The sequence below is a fragment of the Streptomyces hyaluromycini genome, assembly GCF_002217755.1.
GTDB lineage: Bacteria > Actinomycetota > Actinomycetes > Streptomycetales > Streptomycetaceae > Streptomyces > Streptomyces hyaluromycini.
Genome location: NZ_BCFL01000023.1, coordinates 102,969 through 122,252, shown reverse-complemented (window position 1 = coordinate 122,252; position 19,284 = coordinate 102,969). Strand labels below are relative to the sequence as shown.

Here is a 19,284-nt window from a genome sequence, read left to right as displayed (position 1 = left end):
CGGATGGCCATGCAACCCTGGTTCGCCGACGCCAAGCTGGGGATCTTCGTGCACTGGGGCATCTACGCCGTCGACGGGGTCCAGGAATCCTGGTCCTTCTACGACGACATCGTGCCGCACGAGCGGTACATGTCCCAGCTGGACCGCTTCACCGGCGCCCGGTACGACCCGAAGGCGTGGGCGGACCTGTTCGCCCGCGCCGGCGCGAAGTACGCCGTGCTGACGAGCCGTCACCACGACGGTGTGGCCCTGTGGGACACCGCGTACGGCGACCTCAACCTCGGCCGGGACTACCTCGGCCCCTACGCCGAGGCGCTGCGCGAGCAGGGCCTCAAGGTCGGCCTCTACTACTCGCACTCCGACTGGAACCACCCCGACTACGCCTCCACACGCAAGCCGGGCCGCCCCCCGGAGCTGGAGGACAACCGTTACTCGGAAGTCGCGGCCGAGTACGAGGACCTCGACGCCTGGGAACGCTTCATCGCCTACCGCGACGGCCAGATACGGGAGCTGGCCTCCCGCTACCGGCCGGACCTGCTGTGGTTCGACGGGGAGTGGGACCGCAGCGAGGAGCAGTGGCGGATCCCCGAACTCGCCGCGCTCATCAGGTCGTACGTCCCGGACGTCGTCTTCAACGCGCGCATGCTCGGCGAGGGCGACTACGCGACGCCCGAGCAGGGCGCCCCCGTCGTGCCGCCGGACGGCCCCTGGGAACTGTGCCTGACGATCAACGACTCGTGGGGGTACCAGCACCACGACCACAACCACAAGTCCCTCGCCCAGCTGATCCGCTACTTCACCGAGACCATCGGGGGCGGCGGCAACCTGCTGCTCGACGTCGGCCCCATGGAGGACGGCACCATCCCGCAGCCGCAGGTCGAGCGGCTCGAAGGGCTGGGGGAGTGGATCCGCCGGCACGCGGCGGCGGTGTACGGGACCGTGCGCGGCCTGCCGGCCGGGCACCACTACGGCCCGAGCACCCGCTCCGCCGACCGGCGCACCCTCTACCTCACCCTGTTCGACGTCCCGCGCGCCGAGATCGGCGTCCGGGGGCTGGCGACCAAGGTGAACAGGATCACCGTCCTTGGCACCGGCACCGAACTCGGCCACCGGGTGACCGGCGGGCTGCACGAGGCGGTCGGCGTGCTGTGGATCGACCCGCCGGCCGCGGCCGACCTCGACCCGTACGCCACGGTCCTCGCCGTGGAACTGGACGGCGAACTGGAGCTGTACCGCGGATCCGGCCGGTTCTGAGGCGGTTCACGCCTTAAGTCGGAATTTCTCATATGAAGAATTAAGAGAACGGTAAGTAGGCAGGTCACGGCGGTCTTTCCGGTCGCCGTGACCCTGCTGGTTCGCCTCTTGGACACCTTGAGTTCGCCTGAAACCCCTGGGATGCGGGACGGTAGGGACGACAGAAAGGCATCACCGTGCGAGACCCGCGAATGTCAGCGATCGCCAAGGGGCTCAAGCGCCGGGGCCGGCTCATGGCGCAGGCGGTGAGCCCCCCGCGCAAGACCCTGGACGCCATCCCGACCCAGCGCCCGGCCCCGCGGCCGCAGGAGGCCTGCGACGGCTATACGGCCCCGCTCGCCCCGCGCCTGGTGGCGTCCCCGGCCTTCGTGCTGTCGTCGGTGCGCTCCGGGTCCACCCTGCTGAGGGTCCTGCTGAACAGCCACAGCCGCATCCGCGCCCCGCACGAGATGCACCTGCGCACGGTCCACGTCCGCATGTCCCGGGAGTTCACCGCGGACGCCATGAAGGAGCTCGCCCTCGACCGCGAGGAGCTGGAGCACGTGCTGTGGGACCGGGTGCTGCACCTGGAGCTCAGCCGCAGCGGCAAGGACGTCATCGTCGACAAGACCCCGCCGAACACCCTCATCTGGCCCCGGCTGCACCGATGTTGGCCCGACGCCCGCTTCGTCGTGCTGTTGCGCCACCCCGGCGCCGTCATCCAGTCCCTGACCAGCCGCCGCGCCGAACCCGACCACGAGGCGATCCGCGCCGAGGTCCTGGGCTACGCGGAGAAGCTCGAAGAAGCCCGCCAGAGCCTCGCCGGCGCCCATGTGATCACGTACGAGGACCTCACCGCCGACCCGGAGCGGGTCACCCGCGGCCTGTGCGAATACCTCGGCGTTCCGTGGGAGAGCGGCATGCTCGACTACGGCAAGCAGGACCACGGCACGTTCAAGCCGAAGCTCGGCGACTGGAGCAAGGAGATCAAGTCCGGCCGCATCCAGGCCGCCCGCCAGGCCGACCCGACCGCCGAACTCCCGCCCCGGCTCGCGGAGATAGCGAAGGCGTGGGGATACCCGGTCTAGGCATCCCCACGCCGTCGGTCCCGATGCTCAGCCGGTGAAGCCGGCCGTGATCGAGGTGAACTGCCAGTCGCTCTGGCTGATCCCGGAGCAGTTGCTCACCACTCCGCCGCCCGCGCAGCCGCGGTCCCGGTTCGCCGCCCAGAACGCGAGCCGGGCGATGTGGTGCGAGTTCCCCCAGTCACGGATCTGCGTCCAGATCGCCGGAGTGGTGTTCTCCTGCTGGTCGGACAGGCCGTTCATGCCGGAGATCCCGATGTGCGCGTAGGCCGTCGCGTCGTCCCAGCCGAACGTGGACTTCAGCTTGGTCTTCAGCCCCTCGGCCGCGGCCACGGTGTTGCCGTACATGTCGGAGCCGCCGCCGAAGTCGAACGGCATGATCGTGAAGACGTCGATGTCCGCGCCGATCGACTGAGCCTGTTCGATCAGCCGGTTGCCGTAGTACGTCGGTCCGGTGGTGGAGGTGCCGAAGGTGACGATCGTCTTCAGGCCGGCGTTGTTGGCCTTGACCGTCTTCAGGGCGGTCAGGATCTTCGCCTGCACGGCCTCGTTCTCGAACTCGTCGGTGTTCTCGATGTCCATGTCGACCGACTTGAGACCGTAGGCGTCGATCACCTTCTGGATCGCCCCCGCCAGCGCGCTCGCGGAGGAGCAGTTGGCGCCGAGCTTGCTGCCCTGCCAGCCGCCGAAGGACGGGGTGACGTCGCCGCCGGCCGCCCGGATCTGGTTGATCGCGGTCTGGTCGGCGCCGCCGGTCAGCGCCCGGCTGCCGTCCCAGGCCGGGGTGCAGCCGCCGGAGTCCAGCACGAAGGCCATGGTGAAGTTCTTGATGCCGGTCGCGCTCATCACCGTGGCCGGGTTCGGCGGATCCCCCCAGCCCTCGTAGAGGTAGGGCGCGGCCTGCTTGAAGCCGGTCCCGCCGCCGCTGCCCGCGCTCGTGGTCACGGACACGGAGTTGGAGGCGGCCGACACGTTCCCGGCCGCGTCCCGCGCCTTCACCGTGAACGTGTACGCCGTACTGGCCGCCAGCCCGCTCACCGTGCCGGAGGTCCCGGAGACGCTCGTCGCCAGGGTCGACCCGCGGTAGATGTCGTACGCCGTCACCCCGACGTTGTCCGTCGAGGCCGACCACGACAGCGACACGCTGGACGAGGTCTTCCCGGTGGAGGTGAGGTTCGTGGGCGCGGTGGGCGCCTGCGTGTCGGAGCTGCCGCCGGGCCCGTCGAGGCTGATGTCGTCGGCGTAGTACGTCCCCTGGGCGTACCACCCGTGGACATAGATCTGGGCGCTGGTCTGCGAGGCCCCGGTGGTGAAGGAGACGGTCAGCTGGCTGTACTGGGACGCCGAAGTCGTCCAGGTGGAGGCGCCGCCGGTCACCCCGAGATAGACGTACGAGCCGCGGACCCAGCCGCTCAGCGAGTACGTCGTGTTGGGCTGCACGGCGACGGTCTGCGTGCACTGGGCGGTGTCACTGGCGCTCGCGGCCCCCGCGAGCGCCTTGGAGCCGCCGTGCACGGGGGAGGACACGACCGAGCCGAGGTTCCCGGTGCAGGACCACGGGGAGAGGCTCCCCGACTCGAAGCCGGGGTTGGAGAGGATGTTGGCCGCCTGCGCGGTACCGGGCAGCGCGATGGCCCCGGCGAGCGCGAGGGCGGCGGACCCGAGCAGGGCGAATATCCGACGTCTGGAACGTCTGAGCGAGTTGCGCACGCGATCTCCCTGAAGGAATGGGGGTGTTCGGGAGTTGCACAAAGGTGCAAGGAGGTGCGCAACAAAGTTGGTATGGACCAATCCTCCTGTCAAGAAGACGAACGTGAATTGGTCCATACCGGTGAGCTGAGAAACCCAGGGGCGCGGGGAACTGCGCGAGAAACCACGACGGCGCCGCACCCGGCCGACAAGCTAGAGCGGCATCACCGCAGCCGCAGCGTCGACAGACTCCACTTCCATGGGCATCGCCGGCGCCAACACCACGTCGGCCTCCTCCCGTGCCACCGGCCCGCTCGGCAGCACGTGCCGCGGCCCCGAAACCACCGCGTAGTCCTGCCCCAGGAACGGCGGCTCGATCACCCCGGGGTCCTCGCCCAGCGCCAACTGCACGGCAGCCCACGGCGCGTTGACCCCGCAGAGCGACAGCTGGTGCAACCCGCCCGCCGGCCGCGTGTTGACATCGAGCAGCACGGGCTGGTCGCCGTACATCCGGAACTGGATGTTGGACAGGTAGTGCAGCCCGAAGCCCTCGGCGATGATCCGCGCCGGCTTCAGCCACTGCTCGTCGAGGGTGAACCCGCGCCGGCGGCCCTTCTTGGTGCGGCCCACCGCCAGCCGGACCCGGTTGTCGGGCCCGGTGAGGCAGTCGACCGACACCTCCGGCTCCTCAAGACGCGGCATCACCAGCCAGTCCACCGGCTGGTCGGCGCGGCGCAGCGCGTCCACGACCAGGTCGAGCTGGACGTACGGCCCCGGGAACCCGCTGAGGTGAAAGAGCGAGAAGGGGGCGCGTGTGATCACCCGGAAACCCACGCCGCCCGCACCGGCGGCCGGCTTGAAGCAGGCCCTGTGTCCGCCGGCCTCCAACTCCTCGACCGCGGCGACGAGTTCGTCCGCCGTGCGGACCCGCGACCAGGGCGGAACCGGGACGCCCACCGAGCTCACCGCCTCGTACGCGGTCGCCTTGTCCTCGAAGACGGCGGTCGCCTCGGGCGTCGGCGCCAGCAGGGCCGTGCCGACCGACTCGAAGTCGGCCCGGTGGGCCACGATCGCCGACTGGTGCAGCCGGGGCACGAAGACATCGATGCCACGGCGCTGGCACTGGTCGAGGGCGTACTCGACGTAGGCGGCCGGGGACAGGCCCTCCGGCTCCAGGTCGGCGGTGTCGGCGGCGGCCAGCACGGGGGAGTCGGCGTCACCGTGCGTCGCATGGATCTCGACCGCCCGGTCGCTGGGATTTCTCCGCAGCTGATCCATGAAGAACACGTTCTCCGCGTACGTGCGGTTGAGCCAGACGCGTACGCGAGAGCGCATTAAAGCCGCCTTTCGGGGTTTTCGGGCAGGGGTCAGCGGGCCCGTGCCCGGGCAGGGTGGTTGGAGGGACACCAAACCGCCCTGGACGAAGGGAAGTTCGTGGCGGTGGTGTTGGGGGGATCATACGGCTTTCAAGGGGCCCCGCGTGCAACGCGAGTGTTACGGATTTCCCCGTACTGTCCACGCGCGTTTTCCTGCACCGACCGCGCCGGTTTCCTTGACGGCCCGGAACCGGCCGGGAGCCGGCCGGGAGCCGGTGCGAAAACGTCCCGGGACCGGCTCGGGACCGGCCGGGTGACGGCCGGCGGGCCGTTGGACAGGTGGTCTTGTTCCCGGCCCCCGAAGTGTGTTGTGGTGGGGACCGACGACATGATCGGAAGGGGTACGGGGTGGAGTCCACGGCCGGTGCCGGGCAGTTGCTGGCCATCAGTGACCTGCACATCTCGTATCCGGAGAACCGCGAGCTCGTCGAGAAGATGCGTCCGGAAACGGACGAGGACTGGCTGATCGTCGCCGGCGACGTCGCGGAGACCGTCGCCGACATCCGCTGGACGCTGGAGACCCTTGCGGGCCGCTTCCGCAAGGTGCTGTGGGCGCCCGGCAACCACGACCTGTGGACCCACCCCAAGGACCCGGTCACCCTGCGCGGAGTCGCCCGCTACGAGCACCTCGTCGACCTCTGCCGGGAACTGGGCGTGGTCACCCCCGAGGACCCGTACCCGGTCTGGGAGGGCCCGGGCGGCCCGGTCGTCGTGGCACCGCTGTTCCTGCTGTACGACTACTCCTTCCTGCCGGCCGGCTGCGCCACCAAGGAGGAGGGCCTCGCCTACGCGCACGGCACCGGCGTCGTCTGCAACGACGAGTACCTGCTGCACCCCGACCCCTACCCGACCCGCGAGGACTGGTGCCGGGCCCGGATCGAGGCCACCGAGCGCCGGCTCGCCGAGCTGCCGCAGGACCTGCCGACGGTGCTGGCGGGGCACTATCCGCTGGACCGGCACCCCACCGACGTGCTCTGGTACCCGGAGTTCGCCATGTGGTGCGGCACCACCCGCACCGCCGACTGGCACCGCCGGTTCCGGGTCGCGGCCATGGTCTACGGCCATCTGCACATCCCCCGGACCACCTGGCTCGACGGGGTCCGCTTCGAAGAGGTCTCCGTGGGATACCCCCGCGAGTGGCGCAAGCGTTCCGGGGAGCCGGGCCGGCTGCGCCGCATTCTGCCGATGGAGGTCGGAACCGGTGATCGAGGAGCTGCTTCCGGACTCGGTGGTGGCCGTGGAGATGCTCGGTGACGAGTCGATCCGCGAGGCCCCGCTCTACCCCGAGGAGGCGGCGCTGGTCGCCCGGGCCGTGCCCAAGCGCCGCCGCGAGTTCGCCGCCGTGCGCGCCTGCGCCCGCAGCGCCATGGAGAAGCTCGGAGTCCCGCCGCAGCCCGTCGTGAGCGGCGAGCGCGGCGCCCCGCGCTGGCCGGAGGGGCTGGCCGGCAGCATGACCCACTGCGAGGGCTACTGCGCCGCCGCCCTGGTCCGCGCCGCCGACCTGGCCTCCCTCGGTATCGACGCCGAACCGCACGCCGCGCTTCCCGAGGGCGTCGCCGAGTCCGTGCTGCTGCCCGCCGAGCGGCAGCGGCTCGCCCGGCTCGCGGCCGAGCGGCCCGGCGTGCACTGGGACCGCCTGCTGTTCAGCGCCAAGGAATCCGTCTACAAGGCGTGGTTCCCCCTCACCGGGAAGTGGCTGGACTTCATGGAGGCCGACATCGAGCTCGTCCCGGAGCCCGGTGAGCGGCCGCACGGCATCCTGCGGGCCCGCCTCCTCGTCCCCGGCCCGGAGGTCGGCGGGCGGCGGCTGCAGGTCTTCGAGGGCCGCTGGAGCGTGGGGCACGGCATACTGACCTCGGCCGTGGTCGTGCCGCACCCCTGACGCACCACGTCGGCTCAGGTGGGTGGGCACCAGTCGTGCAGCAGCCGGAAGAACGCCTCCTCGTTGCCCGCCAGTCCGGCCCCGGCCAGGGCCTCCTCGGCCTCGGCGAGCACGGCCGGCGGCACCAGGAAGGGGCGCGAGCCGCCGGGCGGCCCGTCGAAGGCCGCGCGCACGGTGTGCAGCAGGCGCAGATAGGCCTGGACGGCGGCGCGTTCACGGTCGGTCAGTACGGCGGTGTGCATCGGTCGGCTCTCCCCGTCGGTCGTCGAGGTCACGCGCCCGGACGGCGCGCGCACACCGCGTGTGCGGTGCGCACCCCCCAGCTTGCCGTCCACCACTGACAACGCCCCCGCGCCCGGCCTCGGTTCGCCCGCTTAGCAGAGCGGAAACCACACCGAAACTCCCTGGGGAATTGTCTTCCTACCCTGGAAGGAGAGAAATCCGGCCGGGCCGCAGCGGGCCCGGGACAGCGGGGGAGGCCGAGCCGTGACAGAAGCGATGCCCAGCCGTCCGCAGCGCACCGCGCACCTGCGCCCGGTGGGCGACGGGGAACTCGTGGCGCGCCACCGAGTCGTGCACGGATACCGGCGCGCCTACCGCATCGCCGGCGAAGGGCCCGCCCTGGTCCTCATCCACGGCATCGGGGACTCCTCGGAGACCTGGGCACGACTCATCCCCGACCTCGCCCGCACCCACACCGTGATCGCCCCCGACCTGCTCGGCCACGGCGAGTCGGACAAGCCCCGGGCCGACTACTCGGTCGCCGCCTACGCCAACGGGGTGCGGGATCTGCTGACCACCCTGGGCATCGAGTCCGTGACCCTCGTCGGGCACTCGCTCGGCGGGGGAGTCGCGATGCAGTTCGCCTACCAGTTCCCCGAGCGCACCGAGCGGCTCATCCTGGTCAGCGCGGGCGGGGTGGGCCGCGAGGTCAACCCGGTGCTCCGGCTCGTCTCGCTGCCCGGTGCCCATCTGCTGCTGTCCGCACTGCGGTTGCCCGGCATGCGCCTCCAAGTGGGCCTGGCTGTACGCCTGTTGAGACTTCTGGACACCGGCCTCGGCCAGGACGCCCCGGAACTGCTCACCCTGGTCGACGCGCTCCCCGACGAGACCTCCCACAACGCCTTCATCCGCACCCTGCGCGCGGTCGTCGACTGGCGCGGCCAGGTCGTCACCATGCTGGACCGCTGCTATCTCACCGAGGGCATGCCGACCATGCTCCTGTGGGGCGACCGCGACAGCGTGGTCCCGGTACGGCACGCCCACCGCGCCCGCGAGGCGATGCCCGGCGCCCGGCTGGAGATCTTCGAGGGCGCCGGGCACTTCCCCTTCCACGCCGACCCGGCCCGCTTCGTCGCCCTGGTCCAGGAGTTCACCGCCACCACCGCCCCGGCGGACTGGAGCCGTGAGCACTGGCGCACCCTGCTCCTCGACGGCCGCCCCGACACCGGCCACGACCCGGCCGCGCAGCGAGACCTGCGCGAGGCGAGCGAACGCAGCGCCACGTGAGCCCGGCGACAGGGGCCGGGCTGAGGGCGTGTCACTTCCCCAGGTACCCCAGCGACACCTCGATGCGGCCCGCCACGTCGTGCCGCCGTACCGGCCCGCGCAGGGCCGAACCCGCGAGCCAGGTCCGGCACTTGCTGGCCAGCAGCAGCCCGAAGGTCTCCGCGTCCCGTTCCTCGGCCCGGTCGGAGCGGGTACGGGCGGCCACCCGCTGGACGGCGGCCTGGAGCGCGGCCTGGTCGGCCTCGGTGCCCGCGCCGAGGAGTCGCGCGGCCACCCCGACCCCCTCCATGTCATGGCCGCAGTGCTCGGCGTGCATGTGCCACAGTTCATGGCCGAGGATCACCAACTGGTGGTCGGGCACGGTGCGTTCCTCGACGACGACCAGGTCGCGGTCGGTCAGGTCGAGCCAGAGCCCGCTGGCCGTGCCGGGCGGGAAGACCGCCGTACGGAACTGGACGGGGCGGCCGCGGCGGCGGCCCAGCGCGTCGCACAGCGCCCGGTACAGCTCCTGCGGCGGGGCGGGCGCGGGCAGGGTCAGCTCCCCGACCAGCTCACCGCTCAGCCGGCGCATGTCCCTGCCGATGCCCACTCTTCTCCCTCGGCTCACGACTCTCGGCTCACGACTCGGGCCGCTTGACGCTCTCCAGGAGCATGTCCAGCCATTCCGCGACCTTGTCCCGGTGCTGGTCGGTGGGCAGCTGCGCGGCCCGCCACGCGATGCCGCGCACCCCGTGGTCCTGCAACAGCCGCTCCAGCGGGTCCACGGCCGCCTCCGCCGCGGCCCGCTCCCGGTCGGCCAGCTTCTGCAGCAGCTCCTGCTCGACGCGCTGCAGGGCACCGGCGAGGGCCTCGGGGTCCTCGGCGGTGAGGAAGCCCGCGTGCACGCGGAAGAAGCGCTGGAGGGCGTCGCAGTGCTCCATGGTCGGCCGCCGGTCACCGTTGATCAGGGCGCCGGCCTGCTGCCGGGACATGCCCGCACCGTCGGCGATCTCCTGCTGGGTGTGCTTGCGGCCGTTCGGCTTGAGCCGGGTGCGGCGCAGCAGGTCGAGGCGTTGCAGGAAGCGGGCCTGGACATCGGGCTCGCCCGCCGGGCGGCCGGTCAGCAGGGCCCGCACCACGGGCTCGGGGACACCGCAGGCGAAGGAGAGCCGTCCGACGTGGAAGACCTCGGCGTGCGGCACGCCCAGCCGGTCGGCGAGCGCGGTGACGCGGGCGACGGCGGCCGGCAGCTGGGCGGTCGCCGCGGCGCCCGGATCCTCGTAGCCATCCGTCACCGACAGAACTCCTACGTCTCTCAGGAAAAACAAGGGGAATCAGGGGCTTCTCACAAGCACTGCCGTGAACTTCCCGGCATGAACCCCCCGGAGATTAGCGGGTGGTTCGAACTCACATCCAGGTCTCGCCACAACTGTGGCCAATTTCGGACGTCAACAGACATGAAATGCCACGATAGTTGACATGACTCAGGGTGGGGCAGCAGGATCACATCGCCGCGAGAAGGCCGCATAGGCAAGAGGGGTGACCTCCCGATGGCATATCAGGCAGGTGGGCGGCGTCCGGCGCCGCGGCCCGTCCCCGAGGGTCTCGAGGCCCAGGCGTATCTCCAGGACTACGCGTTACTGCTGGACGCGGTCCCCTTCCCGTCCCTGGTGGTGGACCACCGCTGGGACGTGGTGCTGGCCAACGGCGCGTTCGAGACACTTTTCCGGGAGGTCGCCCCGCATCCGACGGCGATGCCCGGGGACAACTTCCTGCGTTTCGTCCTGTTCCACCCGGACGCCGGATCGGTCCTCGGCGCCCACGAGGCGGGCTGGTGCCTGCCGATGCTGGCGCAGTTCAAGGCCACACTGGAGCGGTACGGCCACGACCACGAACTCCAGTCGATCCGCCGGGAGATCGCCCAGGACCCCATCATGGAGGCCGCCTTCCGGCAGGGCCTGCCGCACTGGCTGCGCGTGGTCGGCGAGGACGGCGCACAGCTCGACGGGGCCGTCCGGCCGCTGCTGCACCCGGACCCGCGGCTGGGCGCCACCGAGTGCCGGGTGGTCGGCGAGACCCCCAAGACCCTTCAGGACATGGGCTACGCGCGTTACACCCTGGTGCTGCGCGCCGTCCCCCGCCCCGCCGCCCCGCGCCGCTCCCGCCGGCCCGGCGGCCTGGGCGCCCATCTCACCGTCGTCCCGGCCCCCGAAGGCTGACCCGGCACCGTCGGCGTTCAGGTCGCCGACGGCGCCGGGCCGGACGCCGGCGACGTCCCGACCGCCGCCTCGCCCCTGCTCCGTCTCATTCGCCCGCCACGACCAGGACCAGCGGCACGCCCCGGCACGGCACCAGCCGCACCCCGCCGAACGTGCCCGGCCGCCCGCTCTCCAGGACCGCCGCGAAGTCCGGCCCCCTGGTCAGTGAACCGGCGAGCTGTGCCGGGTCCGCCGACGCCGCCACCCGGCCGCGGGCGTTGACCAGCCGCGCGGGTCCGGGCAGCTCGCGCAGCAGCGGCAGCGCGGCCGCCTCGAAGTGCCGCAGGTACACGTCGGCGGCGGCCACGCCCAGGAACCGGCCGCCCACCTCCACCGGTGCCGACAGCGTGAGGCTGTACTCGTCCGAGCAGAGGTAGTCGACGTACGGCCCGGCCACCGCCCGCCGCCCGGTGTCCCGGGGCAGCGCGAACCAGTCCCAGTGCGTGTAGTCGGAGTAGGCCGAGGTGCGCGGGTCGAGGTCGAGGAGCAGCGGCCGTACGTCCCCGCAGGCGTCGCTCTGCCACCACTCCAGCCAGGCCGGGACGTCCGCCAGCACCCCGGGCGCGGCCACGAACCCGACGCCGGAGACCAGTTCCTGCCGGGCCAGCCGCAGATGGAGCCCGGGCCGGAGCGCGGCCAGGTCCGCGGTCACCGGCCGGCGGCCCTCCGCGGCCACCCGGGCCAGCAGCGCGGCCGTGTCGGCGCGGGTGGCCGCGACGGCGTCGAACACCGCCTCCAGGGCGTGGCCGACCCGCGCGGCCACGTACTCCTCGGCGGCGTCGAGCGTGGCCGTCGACGGGCCGGAGGGGACGGTGCTGCGGCTCATGGTGCCCTCCAGCGGACGGGGGAGCGGGCGCGGTGCGGCTACAGGGCCAGCCGCAGGGCGATGAGCCGTGCCGCCGAGTCCCGTACGCACCGCTCGGCCAGCTCCCTGGCCGGTGCGTGCGCCCCATCCTGCACGGCGGAGATTACGGACCGGTGACGGTCCGCCACCTCTTCACGATATTCGTCGTCACCGAGCACAAGGCAGAGCAGCGCCCCGATCTCCGTCTGGAGCGCGACCTGTTCCCGGGTGAGCCGGGCCGACTGGGCGGCGGCGGCCAGCTCCACGTGGAAGCGGCCGTACACCCGGCTGCGCGCCGCCGCGTCCGGCGCCGCGCGCAGCTCCTCGGTGGTCCGGCGGAGCTGGTCGAGGTCGTGGTCCTCGGTGCGCTCGGCGGCGAGGTGGGCGGCGGTGCCGGACAGGGCCGCCCAGTGGTCGCCGAGGTCGCGCAGCTCCTCGGGGCTCCAGCCGCGCAGCCGCTCCGTGAGCCGCTCCCGGTCGGGCACCTCGGGGGAGGACACGAAGCTGCCGCCGCCCCGGCCCCGGCGGGTGACCACCAGACCCTGCTGGCGCAGTGCCATCAGCGCCTCCCGCAGGGTCACCGTGGACACCCCGAGCTGTCCGGCCAGCTCGGTCTCGCCGGGCAGCTGCTCCCCGTCGGCGAGCAGGCCGAGGTCGATGGCGTCGCCGATCCGGCGGACCACGGCGTCGACCCGGGCCCCGCTGTCCACCGGGGCGAAGACGGCCTTTCGGGCGCCGCCGTCCGTCTGCTGCTGTCTCACGGCCCACCACCCTATGCGTTGACCCAAGCTTTACCTCAGAAGGGTCTTGAGCTTTGAACTATGACTTCATATCTTTCCGGTCACCAGGTGCAACGCAAGAGAGCGGCAGAAAGGTTCCCGCCCATGGAGGCCAGCGCGATCCGGTTGCGGGATCTGCGGAAGTCGTTCGGCGACACCACCGCCGTGGCCGGGGTCGACCTGGAGATCCGGGACGGCGAGTTCTTCTCGATGCTCGGCCCCTCCGGGTCCGGCAAGACCACCGTCCTGCGCATGGTCGCCGGCTTCGAGAGCCCCACCTCGGGCACGATCGAACTCGCCGGACAGGACGTCACCCGCCGCGCCCCCTTCGAACGGGACGTGCACACCGTCTTCCAGGACTACGCCCTGTTCCCGCACATGACCGTCGAGCAGAACGTCGCCTACTCCCTCAAGGTCCGCCGGGTCCCCAAGGCCGAACGCCTGGTCCGGGCCCGCAAGGCCCTCGCCGAGGTCCGCCTCGAAGGCTTCGGCGGCCGCCGCCCGTCCCAGCTCTCCGGCGGCCAGCGTCAGCGCGTCGCCCTCGCCCGCGCCCTCGTCGGACGCCCCCGCGTGCTGCTCCTCGACGAGCCGCTCGGCGCCCTCGACCTCAAGCTGCGCGAGCAGATGCAGATCGAACTCAAGGCGCTGCAACGGGAGGTGGGCATCACCTTCGTCTTCGTCACCCACGACCAGGAGGAGGCCCTGACGATGAGCGACCGCGTCGCCGTCTTCCATCAGGGCCGCATCGAACAGGTCGGCACCCCCGCCGAGATCTACGAACGCCCCGCCACCGCGTTCGTCGCCTCCTTCGTCGGCACCTCCAACCTGCTCACCGGCGAGGCCGCCCTGCGCGTGCTCGGCGAGAGCGGCACCCACAGCATCCGGCCCGAGAAGATCCGGGTCCTCAAGGAGACCGCCGACCCGGACGAGGAAGGCCACAACACCGCCGTGGGCACCGTCGCCGAAGTGGTCTACCTCGGCGACGCCACCCGCTTCCTGGTCGACCTGGACGGCGGCGGCCGGCTCACCGCGCTCCAGCAGAACCTCGACACCTCCGCCGAGGACGTCGCCGGCTACCGCGGCACCCGCGTCCGGCTGCGCTGGCAGCGCCGGCACACCGTCCACGTCCCCGACTGACCCGCCCGCCCTCACGGCGACCGACCCGCCGTCCTCACGTCCGGATCCGCCGTCCCTCACGTTCCTGGAGTACGTCGTGCGCCTCACCCGCCCCCTCACCGCGGCCGTCTTCGCCGCGCTGCTGCTGGCCGCCACCGCCTGCGGCTCCTCCGGCTCCGGTTCCTCGACCGGACTCAACCCGCCCGACCTCAAGCCCCTCGCGAAGCTCGGCAAGAGCGAGGGCGAGGTCAACCTGATCGCCTGGGCCGGCTATGTCGAGGACGGCTCCGACGACCCCAAGGTGGACTGGGTCACCGACTTCGAGAAGCAGACCGGCTGCCAGGTCAACTCCAAGGTCGCGGCCAGCTCCGACGAGATGGTCAAGCTGATGAAGACCGGCCAGTACGACGCCGTCTCCGCCTCCGGCGACGCCTCCCTGCGCCTGATCGCCTCCGGCGACGCCGCCCCCGTCAACACCAAGCTCGTACCGAACTACAAGGACATCTTCAGCGGCCTGAAGAACGGCGCCTGGAACTCGGTCAAGGGCCAGATGTACGGCATCCCGCACGGCCGCGGCGCCAACCTGCTGATGTACAACACCCAGAAGGTCAGTCCCGCGCCCACCTCCTGGTCGGCCGTCTTCGACGACGCCGGCACGTACAAGGGCCATGTCACCGCCTACGACTCGCCGATCTACATCGCCGACGCGGCCCTCTACCTCAAGGCCACCAAGCCCGAGTTGAAGATCAAGGACCCCTACGCGCTCGACCAGAAGCAGTTCGACGCGGCCGTCGCCCTGCTGAAGAAGCAGAACGCGGACATCGGCGAGTACTGGAGCGACTACCTCAAGGAGATCTCCGCCTTCAAGAGCGGCGACTCCGTCATCGGCACCAGCTGGCAGGTGATCGCCAACCTGGCCGCCGACGAGGGCGCGAAGGTCAAGGCCTTCGTACCGAAGGAGGGTTCCACCGGCTGGTCCGACACCTGGATGGTCTCCGCCAAGGCCAAGCACCCCAACTGCGCCTACCAGTGGCTGAACTGGATCGTCTCCCCGAAGGTCAACGCCGAGGTCGCCGAGTACTTCGGCGAGGCCCCGGCCAACGCCAAGGCCTGCGACCTGACCAGCGACAAGAACTTCTGCGCCACCTACCACGCGGCCGACGAGACCTACTGGAAGAACATCGCCTTCTGGAACACGCCCATCGAGCAGTGCCTGGACGGCCGCACCGACGTCAAGTGCGTGCCGTACGCCAAGTGGGTGCAGGCCTGGACCGAGATCAAGGGCTGACCCATGGCCCTGCTCACCCGGACCGCGGGGGCGCTGCACCGGCGCCCCCGGCTCCGCCTCGCCCTGCTGCTGACCGCCCCGCTGCTGTGGCTGGCCGTGCTCTACCTCGGCTCGCTGGCCGTGCTGTTCGTCTCCGCGTTCTGGACGACGGACTCCTTCACCTCCGAGGTCGTCAAGGTCTGGTCGACCGACAACTTCCACGAACTGTTCACCACGCCGGTGTTCCGGCAGGTGATCCTGCGCAGCGTCGGCGTCGCCCTCGCGGTGACCGCCCTGTGCGCGGTGATCGCCTTCCCGGTCGCCTTCTACACCGCCCGCATCGCCAAGCCGAGCCGGCGCCCCCTGCTGGTGGTCGCCATCCTCACGCCGCTGTGGGCGAGTTACCTGGTCAAGGTGTACGCGTGGCGGCTGATCCTGTCCGAGGGCGGGCTCGCCGACTGGCTGCTCAAGCCCCTCGGGCTGAGCGGTCCGGGCTTCGGGCTGCCGGCCACCGTGCTGACCCTGACCTACCTGTGGCTGCCCTACATGATCCTGCCGATCCACACCGCGCTGGAGCAGCTGCCCGACAACCTCCTTGACGCCTCGGCCGACCTGGGCGCCCGCGCCGGCCGGACCTTCCGGTCCGTGGTGCTGCCGATGGTGCTGCCGTCGGTCACCGCCGGCTCGGTGTTCACGTTCTCGCTCAGCCTCGGCGACTACATCACCGTGCAGATCGTCGGCGGCAAGAGCCAGCTCATCGGCAACCTCGTCTACGCCAACATCGAACTCAACCTGCCCATGGCCGCCGCCCTCGCCACCGTCCCGGTCGTCGTCATCGTGCTGTATCTGCTGGCGATGCGGCGGACGGGGGCGTTGAGCAGCCTGTAGAGGAGCCCGCCGTGCAACTCTCCCGTCCTGCGCGGATCGCGCTGCGCGTCGCCGCCGGCCTCGGCTTCGCCGTGATCTACGTGCCGTTGCTGCTGGTCCTCGTCAACTCCCTCAGCCCCGACCGCAGCGCGAGCTGGCCGCCGCCCGGCCTGACCACTCGCTGGTGGTCCACCGCCTGGCACAGCTCCGGTGCCCGCGAGGCGCTGTGGACCTCGGTCAAGGCGGGGCTCGGGGCCACCGCGATCGCCCTGGTGCTCGGCACACTGGTCGCGTTCGCGGTCGCCCGGTACCGCTTCTTCGGCCGGGACGCCCTCTCCTTCGTGGTCGTCCTGCCGATCGCGCTGCCCGGCATCGTCACCGGCATCGCCCTCAACTCGGCGTTCAGCACGGTCCTGGAGCCGCTCGGCGTCGGACTCGGCCTGTTCACCGTGGTCGTCGGGCACGCCACCTTCTGTGTCGTGATCGTCTTCAACAACGTCGTCGCCCGGCTGCGCCGCACCTCGGGCACCTACGAGGAGGCGGCGGCCGACCTGGGCGCCGACACCTTCCGCGCGTTCGTCGACGTCACCTTCCCGCTGGTGCGCTCGGCGCTGCTCGCGGGCGGGCTGCTCGCCTTCGCGCTCTCCTTCGACGAGATCGTGGTCACCACCTTCACCGCCGGGCCGGGCGTCCAGACCCTGCCCCTGTGGATCTTCGACAACATGACCCGCCCGCAGCAGGCGCCGGTGGTGAACGTGGTGGCGGCCGTGCTCGTACTGCTGTCCGTCGTCCCGATCTACGTTGCGCAAAGACTGTCGGCGGACACGGCGACCGCCACCCGCGTCTGATCCACGACCTTGAGGCGTTACGCAAAAGGCTTGCGTATCTTGCGCTAGTCTTGCGGGCATGACGCGACGACTTGCGGAAGTAGCCAAAAAGGTCGGGGTCAGCGAGGCCACGGTCAGCCGGGTGCTCAACGGCAAGCCCGGGGTCTCCGAGGCGACCCGGCAGGCGGTGCTCTCCGCCCTCGACGTGCTCGGCTACGAGCGCCCCACCCAGCTGCGCGGTGAACGCGCCAGGCTCGTCGGTCTGGTCCTGCCCGAGCTGCAGAACCCCATCTTCCCGGCGTTCGCCGAGGTCATCGGCGGCGCCCTGGCCCAGCTCGGCCTCACGCCGGTGCTGTGCACGCAGACCAAGGGCGGGGTCTCCGAGGCGGACTACGTGGAGTTGCTGCTGCAACAGCAGGTCTCCGGCGTGGTGTTCGCCGGCGGTCTCTTCGCCCAGGCCGACGCACCGCACGACCACTACCGGCTGCTCGCCGACCGCAACATCCCGGTGGTGCTGGTCAACGCGGCCATCGACCATCTCGGCTTCCCCGGCGTGTCCTGCGACGACGCCGTCGCGGTGGAACAGGCCTGGCGGCACCTCGCCTCCCTCGGCCACGAGCGGATCGGACTCGTCCTCGGCCCCGCCGACCACGTGCCGTCGGCACGCAAGCTGGCCGCCGCGCGCGCCATGGGCGACCTCCCGGACGCGAACGTCGCCCGGGCCATGTTCTCGATCGAGGGCGGTCACGCGGCCGCCACGCGCCTCATCGACCAGGGCATCACCGGCATCATCTGTGCCAGCGACCCCCTGGCGCTGGGGGCGATCAGGGCGGCCCGCCGCAAGGGCCTGGACGTCCCGTCCCGGGTGTCGGTCGTCGGCTACGACGACTCCGCGTTCATGAACTGCACCGAGCCCCCGCTCACCACTGTCCGCCAGCCCATCGAGGCCATGGGTCGGGCCGCCGTCGAACTGCTGAACGCTCAGATCGGCGGCACGGTGGTCCCGGCGGAGGAGTTGCTGTTCGAGCCGGAGCTGGTTGTCAGGGGGTCGACCGCGCAAGCGCCGAAAGCCTGAGCCACAGTAGATCCCATCCCTCTGTCGAATAATTACAGATTCTGCGCGACATCTTGCGCGGCGGTGCTGCCGGTGCTTGAGTGTGCGGCGCCCACCGGTCCCGGTGCGGCGCCCAACTGCTCCTGTTCTGGGGGGTCCACCGATGTCCAGCACCGGGTTCCGCCGTGCTCTCGTCGCGTTCGGCGTCTGTTCCTCGCTAGCGCTCTCCGCCTCGGCCTGCGGGTCGAGCGGCGACGACGCGGGCAGCGGCAAGACGCGCATCACCGTCAACTGCGAGCCGCCGAAGAGCGCCAAGGTCGACCGGTCGTTCTTCGAGCAGGACATCGCCGCCTTCGAGAAGAAGAACCCGGACATCGACGTCGTCGCGCACGACGCGTTCCCCTGCCAGGACCCGAAGACCTTCGACGCCAAGCTCGCCGGCGGCCAGATGGAGGACGTGTTCTACACGTACTTCACCGACGCCAAGCACGTCGTGGACATCAACCAGGCGGCCGACCTCACGCCGTACCTCAAGGACCTGAAGAGCTACGACACCATCCAGAAGCAGCTGCGGGACATCTACACCGTCGACGGCAAGGTCTACGGCATCCCGCGCACCGGCTACTCGATGGGCCTGATCTACAACCGCAAGCTCTTCCAGCAGGCCGGCCTCGACCCCGACCAGCCGCCGACCACCTGGGACGAGGTCCGCGCCGACGCCAAGAAGATCGCCGCGCTCGGCAACGGGACCGTCGGGTACGCCGACTACAGCGCCCAGAACCAGGGCGGCTGGCACTTCACCGCGGAGATGTACTCGCAGGGCGGCGACGTGGTGTCGGCCGACGGCAAGACGGCGACCGTCGACACCCCCCAGGGCCACGCGGTCCTGCAGAACCTGCACGACATGCGCTGGACCGACAACTCGATGGGCAGCAAGCAGCTCCTCATCATCAACGACGTCCAGCAGATGATGGGTTCGGGCAAGCTCGGCATGTACCTCTCCGCGCCGGACAACATCCCGATCCTGGTCAAGGAGAAGGGCGGCAACTACAACGACCTCGCCCTCGGCCCGATGCCCGGCGGCCAGGGCACCCTCATCGGCGGCGACGGCTACATGTTCAACAAGAAGGACACCCCCGCCCAGATCCGCGCCGGCCTCAAGTGGCTCGACTCCATGTTCCTCACCCCCGGTGACGGCTTCCTCGGCGACTACGCCCGCGCCAAGAAGAACAACGCGCCGGTCGGCCTGCCCGAGCCGCGCCTGTTCACCGGCGCCGCCGACGCCAAGGACCAGGCGGTCAAGAAGGCCAACTCGAACGTGCCGGTGGAGAACTACCAGGCGTTCCTGAACGGCAACCAGTCCCTGCAGATGAAGATCGAGCCGCCGGACGCCCAGCAGATCTACTCCGTCCTCGACGGCACCGTCTCCGCCGTCCTCACCAAGAAGGACGCCGACATCGACCAGCTCCTCAAGGACGCCAACGACAAGATCAACGGCATCCTGGCCCGGGGCTGACCG

The 19,284-nt window shown here is 70.9% G+C and carries 19 protein-coding genes; 12 read left to right on the top strand and 7 right to left on the bottom strand.

Going from position 1 to position 19,284, the window contains the following annotated elements:
- Positions 1-3: 3 nt before the first annotated feature.
- Both SSP29_RS29580 and SSP29_RS29575 read left to right on the top strand, forming a co-directional pair.
- Positions 4-1,254: an alpha-L-fucosidase gene (locus SSP29_RS29580; protein ID WP_089103895.1), complete on the top strand. Its 1,251-nt coding sequence runs from the start codon at positions 4-6 to the stop codon at positions 1,252-1,254.
- 191 nt (positions 1,255-1,445) lie between these two features.
- Entirely contained in the window at positions 1,446-2,321 is an 876-nt protein-coding gene (locus SSP29_RS29575; protein WP_089103894.1) for a sulfotransferase family protein, read from the top strand.
- Between the two features lie 27 nt (positions 2,322-2,348).
- Here SSP29_RS29575 and SSP29_RS29570 read toward each other — a convergent pair whose 3' ends face one another.
- Together SSP29_RS29570 and SSP29_RS29565 are read right to left on the bottom strand one after the other, a co-directional pair.
- Positions 2,349-4,028, bottom strand: coding sequence for a carbohydrate binding domain-containing protein (locus tag SSP29_RS29570; protein ID WP_089103893.1), 1,680 nt, complete (start codon positions 4,026-4,028; stop codon positions 2,349-2,351).
- Positions 4,029-4,220: 192 nt separating this feature from the next.
- Complete coding sequence (locus SSP29_RS29565; RefSeq protein WP_089103892.1) at positions 4,221-5,342, bottom strand: ATP-grasp domain-containing protein; 1,122 nt, start codon at positions 5,340-5,342, stop codon at positions 4,221-4,223.
- 389 nt (positions 5,343-5,731) lie between these two features.
- Between SSP29_RS29565 and SSP29_RS29560 the strand changes: the two genes are divergently transcribed.
- On the top strand, positions 5,732-6,637 hold the full coding sequence (locus SSP29_RS29560) for a metallophosphoesterase family protein (RefSeq protein ID WP_089103891.1): 906 nt from the start codon (positions 5,732-5,734) through the stop codon (positions 6,635-6,637).
- Positions 6,585-7,265, top strand: a complete 681-nt coding sequence (locus SSP29_RS29555) for a 4'-phosphopantetheinyl transferase family protein (protein WP_089103890.1) — start codon at positions 6,585-6,587, stop codon at positions 7,263-7,265. Before SSP29_RS29560 ends, SSP29_RS29555 begins: the two co-directional genes overlap by 53 nt.
- Before the next feature lie 14 nt (positions 7,266-7,279).
- Here the strand turns inward: SSP29_RS29555 and SSP29_RS29550 are convergent, their stop codons facing one another.
- The gene (locus SSP29_RS29550) at positions 7,280-7,507 is read right to left on the bottom strand and encodes a hypothetical protein (protein WP_089104125.1); all 228 of its coding nucleotides are present in this window, start codon (positions 7,505-7,507) and stop codon (positions 7,280-7,282) included.
- 256 nt (positions 7,508-7,763) lie between these two features.
- Here SSP29_RS29550 and SSP29_RS29545 point away from each other — a divergent pair, with 256 nt between their 5' ends.
- Positions 7,764-8,774 (top strand): alpha/beta fold hydrolase, encoded by a 1,011-nt coding sequence (locus tag SSP29_RS29545; RefSeq protein ID WP_089103889.1) that lies wholly within the window; start codon positions 7,764-7,766, stop codon positions 8,772-8,774.
- A 31-nt stretch (positions 8,775-8,805) separates the two neighbouring features.
- Here SSP29_RS29545 and SSP29_RS29540 read toward each other — a convergent pair whose 3' ends face one another.
- Both SSP29_RS29540 and SSP29_RS29535 read right to left on the bottom strand, forming a co-directional pair.
- Positions 8,806-9,345 carry a toxin-antitoxin system, toxin component gene (locus SSP29_RS29540; RefSeq protein ID WP_089104124.1) on the bottom strand — a complete coding sequence of 180 codons (540 nt, stop codon included), beginning with the start codon at positions 9,343-9,345 and terminating at the stop codon, positions 8,806-8,808.
- Between the two features lie 46 nt (positions 9,346-9,391).
- Positions 9,392-10,048, bottom strand: a complete 657-nt coding sequence (locus SSP29_RS29535; RefSeq protein WP_089103888.1) for a helix-turn-helix domain-containing protein — start codon at positions 10,046-10,048, stop codon at positions 9,392-9,394.
- Positions 10,049-10,303: 255 nt separating this feature from the next.
- Between SSP29_RS29535 and SSP29_RS29530 the strand changes: the two genes are divergently transcribed.
- Complete coding sequence (locus tag SSP29_RS29530; protein ID WP_150135147.1) at positions 10,304-10,972, top strand: MmyB family transcriptional regulator; 669 nt, start codon at positions 10,304-10,306, stop codon at positions 10,970-10,972.
- Positions 10,973-11,057: 85 nt separating this feature from the next.
- On the opposite strand, the gene SSP29_RS29525 is transcribed toward SSP29_RS29530, so the two are convergent.
- Both SSP29_RS29525 and SSP29_RS29520 read right to left on the bottom strand, forming a co-directional pair.
- The gene (locus tag SSP29_RS29525) at positions 11,058-11,837 is read right to left on the bottom strand and encodes a cache domain-containing protein (protein WP_089103886.1); all 780 of its coding nucleotides are present in this window, start codon (positions 11,835-11,837) and stop codon (positions 11,058-11,060) included.
- Positions 11,838-11,875: 38 nt separating this feature from the next.
- Positions 11,876-12,616: a FadR/GntR family transcriptional regulator gene (locus SSP29_RS29520; RefSeq protein WP_089103885.1), complete on the bottom strand. Its 741-nt coding sequence runs from the start codon at positions 12,614-12,616 to the stop codon at positions 11,876-11,878.
- A gap of 123 nt (positions 12,617-12,739) precedes the next feature.
- Here SSP29_RS29520 and SSP29_RS29515 point away from each other — a divergent pair, with 123 nt between their 5' ends.
- The 6 genes from SSP29_RS29515 to SSP29_RS29490 all read left to right on the top strand — a co-directional run bounded on the left by SSP29_RS29515 (position 12,740) and on the right by SSP29_RS29490 (position 19,281).
- Positions 12,740-13,771, top strand: a complete 1,032-nt coding sequence (locus SSP29_RS29515; protein WP_089103884.1) for an ABC transporter ATP-binding protein — start codon at positions 12,740-12,742, stop codon at positions 13,769-13,771.
- 76 nt (positions 13,772-13,847) lie between these two features.
- Positions 13,848-15,038, top strand: coding sequence for an ABC transporter substrate-binding protein (locus SSP29_RS29510; protein ID WP_089103883.1), 1,191 nt, complete (start codon positions 13,848-13,850; stop codon positions 15,036-15,038).
- Between the two features lie 3 nt (positions 15,039-15,041).
- Positions 15,042-15,905: an ABC transporter permease gene (locus tag SSP29_RS29505; protein WP_089103882.1), complete on the top strand. Its 864-nt coding sequence runs from the start codon at positions 15,042-15,044 to the stop codon at positions 15,903-15,905.
- Positions 15,906-15,916: 11 nt separating this feature from the next.
- On the top strand, positions 15,917-16,732 hold the full coding sequence (locus SSP29_RS29500) for an ABC transporter permease (RefSeq protein ID WP_089103881.1): 816 nt from the start codon (positions 15,917-15,919) through the stop codon (positions 16,730-16,732).
- Positions 16,733-16,790: 58 nt separating this feature from the next.
- Positions 16,791-17,786 (top strand): LacI family DNA-binding transcriptional regulator, encoded by a 996-nt coding sequence (locus SSP29_RS29495; protein ID WP_089103880.1) that lies wholly within the window; start codon positions 16,791-16,793, stop codon positions 17,784-17,786.
- A gap of 142 nt (positions 17,787-17,928) precedes the next feature.
- On the top strand, positions 17,929-19,281 hold the full coding sequence (locus SSP29_RS29490) for an ABC transporter substrate-binding protein (protein ID WP_089103879.1): 1,353 nt from the start codon (positions 17,929-17,931) through the stop codon (positions 19,279-19,281).
- Positions 19,282-19,284 lie beyond the last annotated feature (3 nt).

Coding starts and splice junctions, on each gene's coding strand:
- SSP29_RS29565 (WP_089103892.1), bottom strand. CDS start 5,342: ATGCGCTCTCGCGTACGCGTCTGGCTCAACCGCACGTACGCGGAGAAC.
- SSP29_RS29530 (WP_150135147.1), top strand. CDS start 10,304: ATGGCATATCAGGCAGGTGGGCGGCGTCCGGCGCCGCGGCCCGTCCCC.
- SSP29_RS29495 (WP_089103880.1), top strand. CDS start 16,791: ATGACGCGACGACTTGCGGAAGTAGCCAAAAAGGTCGGGGTCAGCGAG.
- SSP29_RS29540 (WP_089104124.1), bottom strand. CDS start 9,345: ATGCGCCGGCTGAGCGGTGAGCTGGTCGGGGAGCTGACCCTGCCCGCG.
- SSP29_RS29580 (WP_089103895.1), top strand. CDS start 4: ATGGCCATGCAACCCTGGTTCGCCGACGCCAAGCTGGGGATCTTCGTG.
- SSP29_RS29545 (WP_089103889.1), top strand. CDS start 7,764: ATGCCCAGCCGTCCGCAGCGCACCGCGCACCTGCGCCCGGTGGGCGAC.
- SSP29_RS29515 (WP_089103884.1), top strand. CDS start 12,740: ATGGAGGCCAGCGCGATCCGGTTGCGGGATCTGCGGAAGTCGTTCGGC.
- SSP29_RS29575 (WP_089103894.1), top strand. CDS start 1,446: ATGTCAGCGATCGCCAAGGGGCTCAAGCGCCGGGGCCGGCTCATGGCG.
- SSP29_RS29550 (WP_089104125.1), bottom strand. CDS start 7,507: ATGCACACCGCCGTACTGACCGACCGTGAACGCGCCGCCGTCCAGGCC.
- SSP29_RS29490 (WP_089103879.1), top strand. CDS start 17,929: ATGTCCAGCACCGGGTTCCGCCGTGCTCTCGTCGCGTTCGGCGTCTGT.
- SSP29_RS29525 (WP_089103886.1), bottom strand. CDS start 11,837: ATGAGCCGCAGCACCGTCCCCTCCGGCCCGTCGACGGCCACGCTCGAC.
- SSP29_RS29505 (WP_089103882.1), top strand. CDS start 15,042: ATGGCCCTGCTCACCCGGACCGCGGGGGCGCTGCACCGGCGCCCCCGG.